The organism is Flavobacterium sp. 2755, from assembly GCF_031455715.1.
Classification (GTDB): Bacteria; Bacteroidota; Bacteroidia; order Flavobacteriales; family Flavobacteriaceae; genus Flavobacterium.
The window spans coordinates 592,238-606,607 of sequence record NZ_JAVDTG010000003.1 but is presented as its reverse complement, the minus strand read 5'-3'; the positions used below and the strand labels follow the sequence as shown (position 1 = coordinate 606,607).

Annotated in this window: 18 protein-coding genes; all 18 read right to left on the bottom strand. The window is 30.5% G+C overall.

Annotated features, from left to right (window positions below; translation table 11 throughout):
• The 18 genes from J2Y38_RS09990 to J2Y38_RS09905 all read right to left on the bottom strand — a co-directional run bounded on the left by J2Y38_RS09990 (nt 1) and on the right by J2Y38_RS09905 (nt 14,263).
• On the bottom strand, nt 1-834 hold the full coding sequence (locus tag J2Y38_RS09990; protein ID WP_309841825.1) for a hypothetical protein: 834 nt from the start codon (nt 832-834) through the stop codon (nt 1-3).
• A 129-nt stretch (nt 835-963) separates the two neighbouring features.
• On the bottom strand, nt 964-1,602 hold the full coding sequence (locus J2Y38_RS09985) for a GNAT family N-acetyltransferase (RefSeq protein ID WP_309841822.1): 639 nt from the start codon (nt 1,600-1,602) through the stop codon (nt 964-966).
• A 49-nt stretch (nt 1,603-1,651) separates the two neighbouring features.
• A complete protein-coding gene (locus J2Y38_RS09980) occupies nt 1,652-2,521 on the bottom strand; it encodes an alpha/beta hydrolase-fold protein (protein WP_309841818.1) in 870 nt (289 codons plus the stop codon).
• 86 nt (nt 2,522-2,607) lie between these two features.
• Nucleotides 2,608-3,111: an SRPBCC domain-containing protein gene (locus J2Y38_RS09975; RefSeq protein ID WP_309841816.1), complete on the bottom strand. Its 504-nt coding sequence runs from the start codon at nt 3,109-3,111 to the stop codon at nt 2,608-2,610.
• Nucleotides 3,112-3,155: 44 nt separating this feature from the next.
• The gene (locus J2Y38_RS09970) at nt 3,156-3,656 is read right to left on the bottom strand and encodes an SRPBCC domain-containing protein (RefSeq protein ID WP_309841813.1); all 501 of its coding nucleotides are present in this window, start codon (nt 3,654-3,656) and stop codon (nt 3,156-3,158) included.
• Nucleotides 3,646-3,972: a helix-turn-helix transcriptional regulator gene (locus J2Y38_RS09965; RefSeq protein ID WP_053471085.1), complete on the bottom strand. Its 327-nt coding sequence runs from the start codon at nt 3,970-3,972 to the stop codon at nt 3,646-3,648. Before J2Y38_RS09965 ends, J2Y38_RS09970 begins: the two co-directional genes overlap by 11 nt.
• Before the next feature lie 142 nt (nt 3,973-4,114).
• Nucleotides 4,115-5,302, bottom strand: a complete 1,188-nt coding sequence (locus J2Y38_RS09960; RefSeq protein WP_309841810.1) for a hypothetical protein — start codon at nt 5,300-5,302, stop codon at nt 4,115-4,117.
• Nucleotides 5,303-5,427: 125 nt separating this feature from the next.
• Nucleotides 5,428-6,090 carry a hypothetical protein gene (locus J2Y38_RS09955; protein WP_309841808.1) on the bottom strand — a complete coding sequence of 221 codons (663 nt, stop codon included), beginning with the start codon at nt 6,088-6,090 and terminating at the stop codon, nt 5,428-5,430.
• A gap of 17 nt (nt 6,091-6,107) precedes the next feature.
• Nucleotides 6,108-6,575: a DUF1572 domain-containing protein gene (locus J2Y38_RS09950; protein ID WP_309841805.1), complete on the bottom strand. Its 468-nt coding sequence runs from the start codon at nt 6,573-6,575 to the stop codon at nt 6,108-6,110.
• 118 nt (nt 6,576-6,693) lie between these two features.
• Nucleotides 6,694-7,854, bottom strand: a complete 1,161-nt coding sequence (locus J2Y38_RS09945; protein ID WP_309841802.1) for a heparan-alpha-glucosaminide N-acetyltransferase domain-containing protein — start codon at nt 7,852-7,854, stop codon at nt 6,694-6,696.
• Between the two features lie 150 nt (nt 7,855-8,004).
• A complete protein-coding gene (locus J2Y38_RS09940; protein ID WP_309841800.1) occupies nt 8,005-8,460 on the bottom strand; it encodes a hypothetical protein in 456 nt (151 codons plus the stop codon).
• 43 nt (nt 8,461-8,503) lie between these two features.
• The gene (locus J2Y38_RS09935; RefSeq protein ID WP_309841797.1) at nt 8,504-9,547 is read right to left on the bottom strand and encodes a hypothetical protein; all 1,044 of its coding nucleotides are present in this window, start codon (nt 9,545-9,547) and stop codon (nt 8,504-8,506) included.
• Nucleotides 9,548-9,595: 48 nt separating this feature from the next.
• Nucleotides 9,596-10,546 (bottom strand): hypothetical protein, encoded by a 951-nt coding sequence (locus J2Y38_RS09930; protein WP_309841795.1) that lies wholly within the window; start codon nt 10,544-10,546, stop codon nt 9,596-9,598.
• A gap of 5 nt (nt 10,547-10,551) precedes the next feature.
• Nucleotides 10,552-10,914, bottom strand: coding sequence for a hypothetical protein (locus tag J2Y38_RS09925; RefSeq protein ID WP_309841794.1), 363 nt, complete (start codon nt 10,912-10,914; stop codon nt 10,552-10,554).
• Nucleotides 10,915-10,992: 78 nt separating this feature from the next.
• Nucleotides 10,993-11,613 carry a hypothetical protein gene (locus J2Y38_RS09920; RefSeq protein ID WP_309841793.1) on the bottom strand — a complete coding sequence of 207 codons (621 nt, stop codon included), beginning with the start codon at nt 11,611-11,613 and terminating at the stop codon, nt 10,993-10,995.
• A 389-nt stretch (nt 11,614-12,002) separates the two neighbouring features.
• On the bottom strand, nt 12,003-12,461 hold the full coding sequence (locus J2Y38_RS09915) for a hypothetical protein (RefSeq protein WP_309841792.1): 459 nt from the start codon (nt 12,459-12,461) through the stop codon (nt 12,003-12,005).
• A gap of 237 nt (nt 12,462-12,698) precedes the next feature.
• A complete protein-coding gene (locus J2Y38_RS09910; RefSeq protein WP_309841790.1) occupies nt 12,699-13,097 on the bottom strand; it encodes a hypothetical protein in 399 nt (132 codons plus the stop codon).
• Nucleotides 13,098-13,486: 389 nt separating this feature from the next.
• Entirely contained in the window at nt 13,487-14,263 is a 777-nt protein-coding gene (locus J2Y38_RS09905; protein WP_309841788.1) for a M15 family metallopeptidase, read from the bottom strand.
• Nucleotides 14,264-14,370: the final 107 nt, after the last annotated feature.

Here is a 14,370-nt window from a genome sequence, read left to right as displayed (position 1 = left end):
TTATTTAAAAATCATTTGTCCATTTGAGTCATAATTAAAACCCCAGGTTGTTGTACTTTCAAAACTTAAAACATCATCAGAGTATTGGTTTTCTGTATACTTTCTGTAATTATTTTTTGAAAGAGAACGGTAGAAAGTATCATCTAACAATTGTAACTTTTTAAAGGGATTTGTTGAGTGGTCATAATCTTCAAAAGTTCGTATGATTTTTTTGCCTTTATTTACTCCGTTTTGTTGTTCAAGGTACTCAGCTTTTGTCAGGTTACCATTTGCATCGTAATAAAAATTCTCTACATATGACCAAATATAATCGTCAGGATCAGAAGCATCAAAAGGTATATTTGGATAGGTTGTAACTATCTGTACAAGTTTATTTCCGTTATATGTAAAGTTTTGTTTTTTGGAGAGACGAGCATTGAATGTGTTTGGAATTTCTTTTGTTACAATTTGATTTAAAGAGTTTAAAGTTATTAATTTGGTCTCTTTTTGAACAGTAAAAATAGGAGAGGTGGAAAAATTTTCGATAGTTACCGTATTGTTTGCATAAGTGAATGAAGTGTAGACTTCATTTGAGAACATTTTATTGAAACCAGTTGAAGTACTTGCATCTATAAAGCCACCATTTTTTTTCGTTAATCTTTGGTTTGAATCATATTCTAAAGTAAATTTCATTGCTTCCCCGTAAATAGGTAAAAATCTCGATAAAAATAAATAAGGGTCTATTTCTGTAATTAAAGATTCATTATCTGGATTATTTACAGGTGCGTCATCATTAGAACAAGAAGTTATAAACAATGCAAGAAATAAAAATTTAAGTAGTTTGATTTGTTTCAAAATAGTGGTTTTTGGTAATGTTTAATTTTGGTTAAATATAGAGTTTTTTAATAATCTGTTGTTTTTTTTCAAGTGAAATTTCTTATTATTTTTTGAGCCTTGAATTAGTTCTTTAATGAAAGGTAAATTTCAGAGTTTTTTAGAAATATTCCAGAAACTCATCTTTCTTCGGGTAACAAAACCTAATTTTTCATATAGTTTTATAGCACCTATATTACTTTCAACAACATGCAAAAACGGAATTTTACCTTCATCAAAAATATTATTTGCAACGTGCGAAGTCAGCTGTTTAGCATAACCTTTTCCGGTGTGATCCGGATGCGTAATAATAGCGCTGACTTCTGTAAAATTATTCATTTTCATACGTTCACCAGCAATTGCGGCTAATTTTCCATCATTGAAAATTCCGTAATAACTGCCTAATGAAGATGTTTTGGTTTTAAAATACCCAGGCTGAACTAAATTTACTAAATCGAATAATTCTGCTGAATGCTCTCCGCTCAGTTTAATAATTTCATTATCAAATGTTATTTGAATCTTTTCATGGATAATCATTTGAAGACAAACTAGTTCTTTTATAATTTTTAAAGTATCGGAGATTTTAGGTTTTTCTCCAACAATAAAAAAGGTTTCACATAATGCAGCATATTTTTCTGCTGACTCTAAAGTACTCTCAAGCTCAAAAAATCCTCCAAACGGACAATAATCAGGATTATAAAATTTGGTTCCGTTATAGTCAAAAGCAAATTTATCATGGCTTTCAGACAACGAATTCCAAACGGGATTATCTAATTTATTTTCTTCTGTATTGTTAATTTTATTCTTTGCTTTGCGGATAAAAGAATTTAAAAGAATTCGAAACTGCCGGATGTAAAATCGTACCGTGATTCTCTGCAGGAAAATAGTCAAAATAGCTTTTGATGTTTTTGCTTTTTGATGCTTTTATTTTTTCGGCTAATAAATTAGCATCAACTTCCATAACTCTCGGAATCTGAGTTGGTGCAAGTCCTTCTTTACCTACAGCAATGTAAATCTCTATTTGTTGATTGAAGTTCTCCTGAAAAATTTCAGAATCCAGATTTAAAATAGAACCATTGTCCCACCATAAACTTGGGCTTACAATTACGTATTTATTAAAAAGAGAAGGTTTTTTAAATAAAATTTCGGTTTCCAGTAATCCGCCTAAAGATTGACCGATAATCGTTTTAGAATTGTTTGTTTTGTATTTTTTATCAATAAAAGGCTGTAATTCTTTTTCGATAAAAGCAATAAATTTATCGGAATGCCCGGTTGTTGGAAATCGGCTTTTATCCTTTTCAACAGTTGTTGGGAAAGTAAAATCCCTTCTTCTGTCGACAGTTGCAATACCCACAATAATCGATTTTGGAACCTGATTGATCCATTCAAAACTATTAAATTGCACTAAACCTGAAATATGAATAAAGTCTTCATCGGCAGAGCCATCTAATAAATAAATAACGGGATATTTTTCCTGATCTTTAGGATTATAACCTTCAGGAAGATAAATATTTAAAATTCTATTTTCGCCTAATTCTTTAGATTGAATTTCATCTATAACGCCCAAAACAAAAGGTTTAGTGGTTTCTGTGGTTTTAGGTTTGTTGTTTTGGCTGAAAATTAGAGTTGAAGAAAAAAGTAAAAAAGTGAGGATAAAAAACTTGTTCATTATAGAAGTAAAAATGATTTGTAAAAAGACGAAAGTTACAATTTTTATTTTTTGCAGCTTTCGCCTTTCATACCATTTAAACAGATTTATTTCTTTTTGTCGGCAAAAATCTTGTCTAAACCTTCCATTGCAATAGTAAAACCTTCTTTGAAACCCATTTCTATGATTTTTTCCAAATCAGATAAATTTTCATGTTTGATGGCAATATCAACAATGGTTGAATTTCCTTGCTCAGAAAAATTTACATTCCAGTTTGATCTCGGAAAATCAGTATTTAAGTTTCCTTCGCTGTCGCTAAAAGCGTCCAGATATTTAAAATTAGTTTTCGGACTAATCGATGTAAAATCAGCAATTGCCCAATGCTCTTCGCCTTGAGGGCCAACCATAGCATATATTCGGCGTCCGCCCTCTTTAAAATCCATGCTTTTTGTTCTGGATTTCCACGGAGCCGGTGCCCACCATTGATCTAAAATTTCAGGTTCTGTCCATGCAGACCAAACGTTTGCTAATGATGCGTCAAACTCACGTTTTACATTTACAGTACTATTTTCTTTGTCTACAGTAAAATTCATTAAAAGATTTGATTTCATAATTCTCTAGATTTTAAATTCATTCTTACTTTATTGAAACTATTTTATTTTCGCGCTTCAAAGATTTTATCCAGGCTTTGCATTGTAGCTGTAATTCCTTCTTTGAAACCCATTTCGATGATTTTTTCTAATTCTTCAAAGCTGTCTCGTTTAATTGCAATATCAACAACCGTCAAATCGCCTTGCTCAGAAAACGTTAAATCCCAATATGAACTTCCAAAAGCTGAATTTGGATTTCCTTCGGCATCGCAAAAGGTGGTAGCATGTTTAAAATTTGTTTTTGGTGAAATCGAACTATATTCAAAAATACTCCAGCGTTCTTCACCTTCCGGGCCAACCATGGCATAAAGCCTTTTTCCGCCTTCCTTAAACTCCATAACTGTTGTTTTAGATTTATACGGAGCCGGTGCCCACCATTGGTCTAAAATTTCTGCTTCTGTCCACGCAGACCAAACATCTGAAAGCGATGCGTCAAACTCACGTTTTATATTTACGGTTTTATTTTCTTTGTCAACCTCAAAATTCATTAATAGATTAGATTTCATTTTTTTTAGATTTTAGATTAATTAATACTTGATCTAATTGACTAAATCGGCTTTCCCAAATCTTTTTGAATTGCTCCAGCCATTGATCAACTTCTTTCATTTTTTCAATTTTGAGCTGATAATAAATTTCCCTGCCCACTTTTTTTTCGTCGAGTAATTCACATTCATTTAAAATTTTGATGTGTTTCGAAACCGCTTGTCTTGTCGTATTAAATTGATCTGCAATAGCATTTGGCGTTAATGCATTGGCAGAAACCAAAACTAAAATTGCTCTTCGTGTAGGATCGGCAATGGCCTGAAATATATCTCGTTTCATTTTAAATATAATTTACGCAACTAATCAGTTGCAAATATAAGCAACTTTTTGGTTGCGCAATTATTTTTTTGCAATTTTTTTAATGTGAGATTTTTATAAAAGAAAAAAGACGCATAAAATGCGTCTTTTGTGTAGTGTTAAATTATCCTCTAAATTTATTTCGAACAATAATATCTTTTAGTCTTGCTTTTAGATCTTCGCCCGTATCATAAACCATTTGTTCGTTATTAGGAAACGGAACGGCACGTTTGTTAAAATACGAAACGTAGTTGTCGTCACAGGCATTTCGATCGCCTTTATAAGTTGAATAAATATTTTCAAAAATAAACTCGCTGCTTACGGGGAAAGTCTGCAGTAACTGATTCGTTTTTAAATCAACATAATCTACTTTTGCCGTTACCTGACAAGATTTAAATTGTCTGAATTCGTAAATATTGGCACGAAGCGTTCTGTAATTATCTACTTTTATTTCTTTTCCTAAACTGTCTTTTACAGGTCTTCCGCGACTGTCAAGAAGTGTTTTTACACCGTCCTTAATTTGTCTTTCTTTAATGAATTCCTTCTCTTTAATCTGTTCTGGCGAAATAAAAATCTCTTTAAAATTAATGATTAAACTATAATCGTAATTTACATTTTTTTGTCGCGCATTGTGGTAAACCGTCCATTTATCGTTCAGTCCGTATGTTTTAAAATCCAGTAAATCATCCTGAAGCAGTTTCGGAATCACCATATTGGTTTCGTTTTTAGCATAAACATCCACAAAATCAGTTCCTTTAAACTGAGCGTCGTCCATCAGTTTTTTGGTGTTTTTGTAATTCGGATTTATGCTTTCCAAATAGAAAAAATCATCATATGCTTTTCTGAAATCCAGTTTGTTTTTTGATTTCAAAAGTGCCGAAGCATTTTCGTATAAATATTTCGAAAGTGCATTTCTGCTGCTCACAATTTGATCTGAATAATTATCAAACGGAAAACTCGCATTTTTTCCTTGTTTCAATAAACGAAGAGGCAGTAAAGGACGAATTTTTTCCTGACGGTTATTTAACTGTAAATAAGTATTGTAAATACGTTCTGCATTTGCCGGATTGGCTTCTTTAGACATCATATCAAGATCGCGCAAATCTCTGTCTTTTGCCTTTGCATACGCTTCTTCAAGCAAATACACATAATCTTGTTTTCCTTTAGAATCTTTATTGGTTCTCAAAGCCTCTACAGCACGATCAATTGCGCCGTCGTAATTACCATCGCTTATTAAAGCTTGAGTTGTTTTAACGCCGCATGAAGAAAAGGCTAAAAATAGTATAGAAAATAAAAAAGTAATTTTTTGCATGATATTCATTTTGAAGGTGTAAATATATCTTTTTTAACTTTCAACAACTATGCCTTTTTTAGTTTTTTTAGGAGCAGGGAATTTCGTTTTTCATCATAACCTTTTGTCCCGCTTTCGCCTTTAATTTATTCAAAATATATTTTAGCTTCTTCATAAATATCTTCGCCGGGTGTCTTAGAACTTGTTAGATAATGGTCTTTTTCTTTAGAAATTATATAATAAATATATTGATCTCCTTTGATACTAAAATTAGATCTTGTTTCATTATTGCTTTCAATAAAAGTCAATATAAATTCAGTATCGTTTAGCCATTTATATTCTAGTTTTGAATAGGTATCATCTTTAAATTTTTCGAGCCAGATATTATTTTGCATTGTAACGTAAGTAGTATCTCCGTTAACTTCAAAATATTTAAACTTGATTTGATTTTTAAATTTTTCACTATCTTTTTTTGTCATTTTTGAAACAGGTTTTGTCGTTTTCCTTACAACAGCCTCTTTAGGAGGTTCAAGTCTATCCAGTAAATTTCTAAATTCAACACAGTTTCTTTGAAGTCTGTAATAAGCTTGTATACCAACTTTTTGCACTTTTGAGGAATCTATTTTTTCGAGATAAGGAAAAAACTTAGTTTCATATAAATCTTTAATTCTTAAAGTATCGTTTTTAATGTTTCGTGTAGTTTGCAAATAATTACACATTGTTATTGAAACTGAATCTATCTCATTTATGGTTTGAGATATTGCAAAATTTGAAATAATCATTAAAAGCAATACATAGAATTTTTTCATTGTTGTTTCTTGTTTAATTATTGTGTTAGAAGCTTTTTAATCAAAACAATCTGTCCTAAATGGTAATAACTATGTTCAATCATGGCTTCGATATTTCTTTTGTAGGTTCCGTATTTTTCATCTACAAAAACATGATCTAATTTTTCGTCGGGCATTTGTTCTATAAAAGAGGCAAATTCTTCGGACGAATTCCAGAATTTATCTAAAAAAGTCTGCCAGTCTTCCTGCGAAGTAATGGGAGGGAAGTCAAAGCTAAATTTGTCTTTTATGTCCAGCAGCCCGCCTTTAAAAACATTATTGATTCCGTTGATATAATAATGAATGTGCTGTGCCAAAATTGAAATGGTATTGAGGTTTTTTACCGGAGTCACAGCAATTTTCCAGTCTAAATTTTCGAGCTGGTGTTTGTAATTGGTATTCGCAATCCAAGTTCCGTTTAAAATAGTTTCTCTAAAACGATTGGCAATTTCTACAGTGTTTTTCATATTTCAATATTTTAGAATCTATAATAAGAATTGATTTATTCCTGCTGAACCCATTCGTATTTACCGTTGTTTTTTTGAGTTCTTAAGTCCTTTAAGATGTTATTTTTTCATTAATTATTTAAATATATTTCAGCCACCAAAAATTATTTTCGGCCTTATATTTTCCAAACCATTGACAAGGTTTGTAAAGCAATCCAACAACAAAAATCCAAATCAAATAAATAGCCCAAAGTGGTAAGCCGCTTTCAACGCCTTTAGGTCTTCCGAAAGTTCCAGAAGCAAATTCAAATTGTGACCAATCAAAACCTTGTATAATAAGCATGCCTAAGGTTAAAATATGAATAACATAAAAATGATTGACAAAATAAAATAAAGGTACTTTTCCGTAAACTAAAGTCACCTTTTTAACTTTGTTGTGAAATTGATCTGCAAAAGCAAGAAGTAAAAAAGTAATGCCCAAAGTAACTAAACAGAATAGGAGTGAAGGCGGATATTTGGTCACATTAAAAAAAGACAAAAATGTAAAAACAGCATTTTTTTGTATTGTCCATAAAGCGGGGTCGCCATAAATATTTATAAAGCGAATTATTGTAAATAGGACTAAAGTACTTAAACCAATTTTTGTGAATAGTTTTTTCCTTTTCTCTTCTGCCAATTCAAAGAATTTTCCTGCTGCAAAACCAACAAGCATAATTCCGAGCCAAGGAATCGGCGGATATCCCATAATGAAAGCTCTTCCTGAAAACGGAAACACAACCGGACTAAAAAAAGGTGCTAAAACAGTTTTTATAACTGAATTTTCTGCAAATGGAATAAGCGGTAAAAGATTGTGAAAAGCGAGAATCAGCAATCCTATTATTCCAAGTGTTTTAGAACGGATTTTGAGTAATAAACTTAAAGCTATAAAACCAAAACCTATTGCAGCTATCACTTCAAATAAAAGTGTGTGAAAACCAATATCGAAGAACAATCCAAAATTGACGATTGTAAATTCAAGCAGAATGAGCCAAATACCTCTTTTTAATAAAAGCTGTCTGGTTTCGGTAAAATTATTTGTATTTTGAATTGAAAGATAAACCGAAGTTCCTGCCAGGAAAACAAAAGTGGGTGCGCATAAATGTGTAATAAAACGGGTAAAAAATAATAAAGGTGAAGTATTCGCTAAATCGGTGGGACTTTGCGTGATCGAATTGACATGCATCAAATCACGCACATGATCAAGAGCCATAATAATCATTACAATTCCGCGAACAATGTCGATTGATGGATGTCGTTTCATGATTTTGATTTTTAAATACTTAAAAGTAAATCTAATGATTTTTTGTAAAAGTATTCCCAGTAAAAAATAATCGAATAGGGCATCATAAATTTTTATTTTCGGGATCTAAAGCAATTAAAATTGCCCATTTAGAATAACTCAGGTTAGGTTTTATATCTTATTCAAAATCGCCTCTATTTTGGCTTCAGATTTTTCTTTGATTGGGCTGTCAGGATGAAAACTCCAGATGATTAGAAATTTTCCTTTTACCAGATATTCTTCCGGATGTTCATCTGTTGGCTGACCGTCTTTTCCCCATAATAATCCCTGTAGAAATCGATCGCCTTTAAAAACGTGATCAAATTCAAAATACATGATAGATCCGCTGTCTGCTCTATTTTTAAAACTCTGAATTTGTTTGCTTTTTACGGTTCCAACAATGTTGCTGTACGTTTCAATATCTGTATAAAAATTACAAGCCTGAGGAGTAACACAAATCTGACCGTCGTTAGCTGCGTAGCCTTTTGGAATTTCTTTAGCTTTTAGTTTTAAATCTGCGAGGGTTTGACTGAATACGTTTGCCGTAAATAATAAAAATAATGCCGATAGGGGAATCGTAATTTTCATAGGTTTTAGGTTTTGATTTAGGTTAAGTTTGTTACTATATACATTATTCATCAATAGGGTTTGGCATATCATCATACGGATAATCATAACCATAATGATCTTGCCATTCTTTTTTTACAATATCACCATAAATTATTTGACGTACTTCATAATCCTTCGTGTCCATATCGCCAACAAACATCCTTCGATGTTCCGGAACTTCTTCATATGCTTTTTTGAGCTGCTGTTTTAATTCAATAGTTGGATTTAATTTATATGCAGCAAAAATTCTTGCACATTTTGAAATACTATCTTCATTACCATTTAACTGGCTGTATTTGTCAGCAAATTCATTGTGTTTAAAAGAAATATTAACTCCTTGTCCAGATTTAATTGTAAAAGAACCTAAACCAAGAATAGTAATATTTTCTCCTATATTTACTTCTGTAGTTAGTTGATTACTACTTATTAAATTTTTAATATCATCAAACTTGAAAATCTTTTTAATGGGAAGATTTGTAATTTCAACTTGTCCGGTTTTGTATATTGACAATTGAGCCAGATAAGTTTTGCCATCATCATTTCTGTAAAAAATATGGAAGTTTTCTCCATCATTTCTTTTAGATAAAAATGAATTTGGATTATCATAATAATATGGTTTTGGATTATCTGAGAAATGTTTTGCTACACTTACATTACCAATCATTTTACAATTATCACCATTATAATTGTGCAGATTTTCAAGATTTGGATTTAGTTTTTTAATTAAACCTTTTACATGTTTATAATAAGATTCTTCATCGTAAGTCCAATCTCCGTTTTCAATTACCCAGCTTCCAAGATTAAATATAGAAATAGTCTGCCCATCAGGAATTGATGTAACAACCCAGCTTGTCATTAGTTTATTCTTGAACATTGGTAAATCAACCATTTCCCAACACGAAATAAGTCCGTCACTATAAATTTGAAGATCTGTAAAATGATACTGCATATTTAATATGATTCCGGGCACCGAAAAACCTTCGATTGTTTCAGTTCGTGTAATTGCTGTTAAAGCTACTGTCGGCTCTGGTGTTATTGTTTGAATTATTTTTTTGAAAAAATTCATTTTTTACTGGTCTTTAAATTATCAATTTTAATCTTGGTAAATTATTTATTAGTTTATAAAATTCACAATAATATCATAAACACTATTCCAATTAATAAGCAGTCCGATTGAAAATGAGATTACATTACAGATTACAGAAGTTAAAAGCGCCTTTTTATAATCTACTTTTAATAATTTATAAATTATAACCGATTCAATTATGATTGCAAAACATTCGCTAAATGCGATATAAGGAAATCGAGATGCTATAAAGGCAGGAAAAACAAACCAAACATAAGGTAATGTTGAAAATGAAGTTATAAATCCTGTAATTAATAACAGCTTATTTGTTATGCTTAGTTTCTTGTATTTGGTTTTAAATAGAAGAAATAAAACAAGAGTTTCAATGAAAATGGTAACCAGCAATGCGAGTAAAAAATGAAATATTTTAGTGTTTGGATAAATTTCAATTACTCTGTCGTCATTTTTAAAAGGATAAACATCGCTTTTGCTTTGTTCTTCATAAGCATATTCTTTTACCGAAAACGGTTCTCCATTACTATATTCAAATAATTCTTTGCATTTATATAATATAATTCTTGTCTTGGTAAGTTTTACAATTTTATACTGTTCTTCGAGAAAAGACATAGGGTCGTCATTATCAGTATATCCGCCCTCGCTGCCAATAGAAATATTAGCTTTTAGAACATTTTTATCCTCTAACCAATTCAGAGTATCTAAATTTTTATTTAAAAGATAACTTTTTTTGGCAGCTACGATATAAAACATGTTGAATTTATATCCTTTGTGAATACAATCTTTAGAATTTATAATATACGATTCAGTAGAGTGGTCTCCTGAAACTTGTTTTATATAGCCAATAAAAGAATAATCCGGAAACTCATCTATGTTTATTATTTTGACGCATTTTCCATAATAATGCGTGTTTGGAGGAACAACATCGCAATAAGATGTTTGGAAAAAGAATAAAAAGAGTACTAAGAAAAGTAGGTTTTTCATATTTTTTATCCTCTTCTAATTTTCACCTGATAAACAATTTCCCAAAAAATAATTGAAAATACAGCATTTGCAAATATGGCAGTTTTAACCTGATACGGATCGTAATTTAAAAGCAAATGCAAGTTTGTAAACTTCAGAGCCAGAAATAAAGCCAAAGCAGCAATCCCAACAGCGAAAAGTATATTTAGTAAAGGTTTCCATTTTAAGGCTAAAAATGCATATATAAGATTAAGAACGGCAAATCCACAACCTAAAGTTAAATAAGGATCTGTTTTTAATTTTTCGCCCAGCAACAATAAAGGGGAAGTTGCAGTAAGATATAAAAAGAAGAGAATTGAATAAAAGAGGATTCGTATTTGTGGTTTCATTTTGTTTGTTTTTGTTAATGCAAGTTATGTAAATAATTTCAGTGATATAATTCTTATATTGAGAATTTCCAATACTAGTTATGCATTATTTTTATTCATTTGCTTTCTTAAAAAATGAATTATTAAAAAGACAATAAATGCTAAAATTGCAAATTTTGAAGCATTTCCGGACTCATTCATTCGCTCTTGATATTCTTTGCCATAAGGACCTGAATGTTTTATAGTTCCCAGAACGAACAACATTTTTTGAAAATTTGATTTGTCATTTTTAGGATCCGCAAAAAGTTGAATATTAATCCAGCCTTTTTCTCCAAGGCCCTTTGCTTCAAATAATGTTTTTCCGAATACATTATATCTGGCAAGTGAATAATTTTTATTGGCGTCAATTATTAAAGTGTCACATTTATAGTCTTCTGCAGTTATTTTGTTAAGCATTTTTAGCACACTTTCAGATCTTTCTTCGCCTGCATACAAATTTTCATAATACTGATATCCAATGAACGTTGATCCTTCTATATTAGTAGAATCAATAAAAATTTTTCCATTTTCATAAAAGTCACTATAATTTAATCCTCCATTTTCTTTTTTTACTTGTGTAAATTCACTTGGAACCTGAAAAGTCAAATCTCTTAGTTCTATTTTAGTTTGTGAATAAAAGCTGATGGTAGTGATTAAAATTAGTAGAAATGGGTTTTTCATAGTGAAGTGTAGGAAGTGTATATTGTTTTTAAAGTTTACCTGCTAATTCTAGTGTTTAGTTTATGTTTGAAAACTTGTATTCACGCTAAAAATTTATCAAAATACAAAAACATTTTGCCTAAATATATTAAACTAAGAATAAGAAAAACGAAAGAAAAAATTAAATAACCTTTATTTTTAAAAACTCTAAGAAATGTAAAAGATAGATATCCAAAAATAATACTAGTAATGATATATAACATTTTTAAGAATCCTATTCCATCTTCGTCAACCACTATATATTCTCCATCGTTGATAATATACGGAGTAATAAAATAGCTGACAATTAAAAGAAAAAGCCCAATAAAAAATAATATTCGTATTATGATTTTCATAGAATTTAATTGGGATTATTTTTTTAATTCTAGTTTTATTATATCTAATAAAATTCTATTGTCTTTAGTAGTGTAAACTTCAGTAATCTTTTTCCATTGCCCGTTTTGTATGATTAGAATTTTTTCATCTCCTAAATCTAACCATACTTCAAATTCAATATATTTTGAATTTGTTGAATGTACAGTAATTACATATTGATTTCTTTTTTCAGTTTCTTCAATTTGAATATCGCTATTTGCTGTTTTTAAATCTATGTGGTTATTTCGAATAGCTAATTTTTCAAATTCAGGAACTACAGAAAAAAGGACCTTACTTTCTCCGACTTTGAGCTTGGGAAATTCTTTAAATTCTGGATACCAGCTATGAAGTATAACTTTTGGTTTTTTCTTCAATTTTATTGTGTCCTGAGCATGAATATTATTTGACCATATAAAGAAAGAAATCAATAATAGTATAATTTTAGTTATAGACATTTTAAAATTTTAAAATTGTTGCCAATATTCATGAAAGGATTACAAATCAAATCGGGAAATCTTCATAATAGAAATTTTTATTCACTTGCTTGCGCGACCGTCCCGCTCGTGCCGGCAAAGTTGTTATGTTGTTGATTTGCTCAACTAATGTTCACGAGCGGGACGCTCGTGCTAGCTAGGGTTAAAGTTCACTAGCTATTTAAGTATCTCGTTTGTGTATATATATTAATTTGATTTTTATTTTCGTACTTCTAATTTTAAAATTTGATTTGAATTTTTTATTTTAATATAACTTATTCGAACATATTTATTTGCATCAATCGCTCCTCCATGTGACTTCGAATTATTGTATCCAAACTCAGATATGTCGAAATCTGAAAATTCAAATTCTACTCCGTTAACAATAAATCTTTCATTATCATGACCTCCAGATGGCATTGGATGAAAATTAGTTACAAATCCTTCGGTTTGCAATTTGGCATTATTGTATAAATCATTTGTTTTGTAATATCCGCGACCAAATAGTACTAAGAATAGTAAAAAAAGGAATATCGATAGATACTGGAATATTTTTACAATGAATTTTTGGCGTTCGGGATCTTTAAATAAATTTTCTTCCTCATCGTTTTCGATCAAGAATAAAATAAATTTTAAAAATAAAAAAATGCCAATTGGTATAAACAATACTTGAAATTTTTTAAATCCATCTACGGATGCAAAATCATAAATCGTCTCAAAAGAATTCATAGGCTATAAAAATATTGCGATTTATTTCTGTATTTATTTCAAATATAATATTTCTTGCTAAATAAGTTTGTTTGTAATGAAAACGATTTTGCATCAGGGATAGAGGCGTTATCCTTTTGTGAAGTGAAACGGAGCAAAAGATATAGCCGAAATCCCTGCCCGTAGGGAGATGCCCAAATAAAATTCAATTTTCTAAATTCCAAGCGTTGTGGTTACGTTGCGGATATTTCTCCTTCGTCGAAATGACAAACATGACGGTTGCTTTGTGAAACATGGAATTATTTTAAAATTTTCGCAACTTCAAAATGCATACCGTCTCTTCTTGTAAAATGTCCGCCCCAATAAAAACCGTTTGCATTTGCAATTTCGACTAATTCTCTAACGCATCCTTTTTGTCCAACTAAAGCAGGAACTGCGCCTAGTTTATTCCAGTTGTAATTTATGTCGAATGCTGTGCCAAATGCATGATTACTTAAAGTTGTCTTGCTTCCTCTAATAAATCTTGGATTGTATGAGCCTTCCCAAGTTAAAACATGATGTAGTAGTTTGTTTTTATCCCATTCTGCCCAAAGGTTTATTAATTGTTTTTCGGCTTTTTTATGAAAATAAACGGTGTCTGTACCTTTAATTTTTATGAGCTGTGGAATTTTGATTTTTATAATATTCTCTTTATCCCAATTATTAGTAACTATAATATTTTCGGGATTATCTGGTAAAGGAGCAGATTTAAATTTTAGTTCTCCAAATATTTTTTGTTTTTCGGCATTTGAAACAATAGGTTCAAAATTTGGTTTTGGAGGAAAACTGTCATTCGTAATATTTTGTTCATCATCTACAACAACGCCAAAACCGAGTAACATAGCGGCTCCAATCGTAAAATTTCCTACTTTACCGTCTGGGTTTAAATTGTGTGTTTTTTGAAATTCTTTAGTCGAAAAATCCAGAGCTTCATCAAAAACTCCAGATGCAGTTCCTTTATACAATCCTAAACCGGTTAAAAAAAACTGCCATTTTTTAACGTCATTTCCTGTTGAGCCAATTTTTATAAGTTTCATAACTTTAAATTGAATTATTAGTTAATATAAATTTTATCAAGTATTTGGCGAGATAGTTTATTTATTGTGGAGAAGACTAATATTTCTATTTTTTGGCAAATAGTAGT